This window comes from Bordetella petrii (assembly GCF_020991325.1).
Classification (GTDB): Bacteria; Pseudomonadota; Gammaproteobacteria; order Burkholderiales; family Burkholderiaceae_B; genus Bordetella_A; species Bordetella_A petrii_E.
The window spans coordinates 1-1,071 of the sequence record NZ_JAJMLX010000510.1 but is presented as its reverse complement, the minus strand read 5'-3'; the positions used below and the strand labels follow the sequence as shown (position 1 = coordinate 1,071).

Annotated in this window: 2 protein-coding genes; one reads left to right on the top strand and one right to left on the bottom strand. The window is 70.7% G+C overall.

Going from position 1 to position 1,071, the window contains the following annotated elements; all coding sequences use genetic code 11:
- The coding region (locus tag LPZ50_RS25015; RefSeq protein WP_230665521.1) for an ArsR/SmtB family transcription factor at positions 1-268 on the bottom strand (268 nt) is incomplete at its 3' end.
- A 139-nt stretch (positions 269-407) separates the two neighbouring features.
- On the opposite strand from LPZ50_RS25015, the gene LPZ50_RS25010 reads away from it, so the two are divergent.
- A partial coding sequence (locus LPZ50_RS25010) for an MFS transporter (RefSeq protein WP_329957707.1) occupies positions 408-1,071 on the top strand: 664 nt, incomplete at its 3' end.

Below are 1,071 nucleotides of genomic sequence, written 5' to 3'. Positions count from 1 at the left end.
CGATCTCCATGATGCTTTCCAGCATGCGGGCCACGGCCGGCGAGGCCAGGCGGTGATAGCGATGCCGCCCCTGCTGCTCGCGCGCCAGCAGGCCGGCGTCGATCAGGCGGGCCAGGTGGCCGCTGGCCGTCTGGGGTGCGATGCCGGCCGCCTTGGCCAGTTCGGAGGCGGTCAGGGCGCGGCCGTCCATCAGCGCGGTCAGCATGTTGGCCCGGGCGATATCGCCCACCAGCGCGGCGGTCTGGGCTAGCGTGGAAGTGGTAAGCATGGTGCCCCCTGTGCGGTCATGTCGATGTTAGCGCCGTCCGGGGGCGGCATAGTACGGTCCGGGCCGTATCATGGCGGGTGCCGCGCTGCCAGAATATCTGCACCGCCCGGGCTCGGGCACCTACACAAGGCAATGCATCATGATCCCGCAATCCCGCCCGGTGTCTTCCGCGTTTTTCGGCCCCTGGGCGGTGCGCGCCGCCTTTGTCATCGCCATTTTCGGCTGGGGCGTGGGCTTCTATGGGCCGGCCATCTACCTGGCCGAAGTCATCCAGCGCACGCAGTGGAGCCTGAGCCTGGTGTCGCTGGCGGTGACGCTGCATTTCCTGTTCGGCGCGCTGGTGGTGGCCAACCTGCCCAGGCTTTATGCGGCCTTCGGCTTGCCGGCCGCGACGGTGGCAGGCTCGGTACTGGCCGCGCTGGGCATCGCGGGCTGGGCGCTGGCCGACCAGCCCTGGCAGCTGTTCGTGGCGGCGCTGTGCAGCGGGGCCGGCTGGGTCACGATGGGCGCGGTTGCGGTCAACACCATCATCGCGCCGTGGTACCAGCGCGGCCGGCCCCGGGCGCTGGCCAGCGCCTATAACGGCGCCAGTATCGGCGGCGTGATTTTCTCGCCGCTGTGGGTGGCCCTGATCGGCGGGTTCGGCTTTGCGATGGCCGCCGGCATCGTGGGCGCGGCCATGGTGCTCGTGGTGGCGACGCTTGCAGTGTGCGTGCTGTCGAAATCGCCCCAGGCACTGGGGCAGGTTCCCGATGGCGGCCGGGCCGCCGACGTGGCGGGAGCGCCGCGCGCCGCCAGCCTTC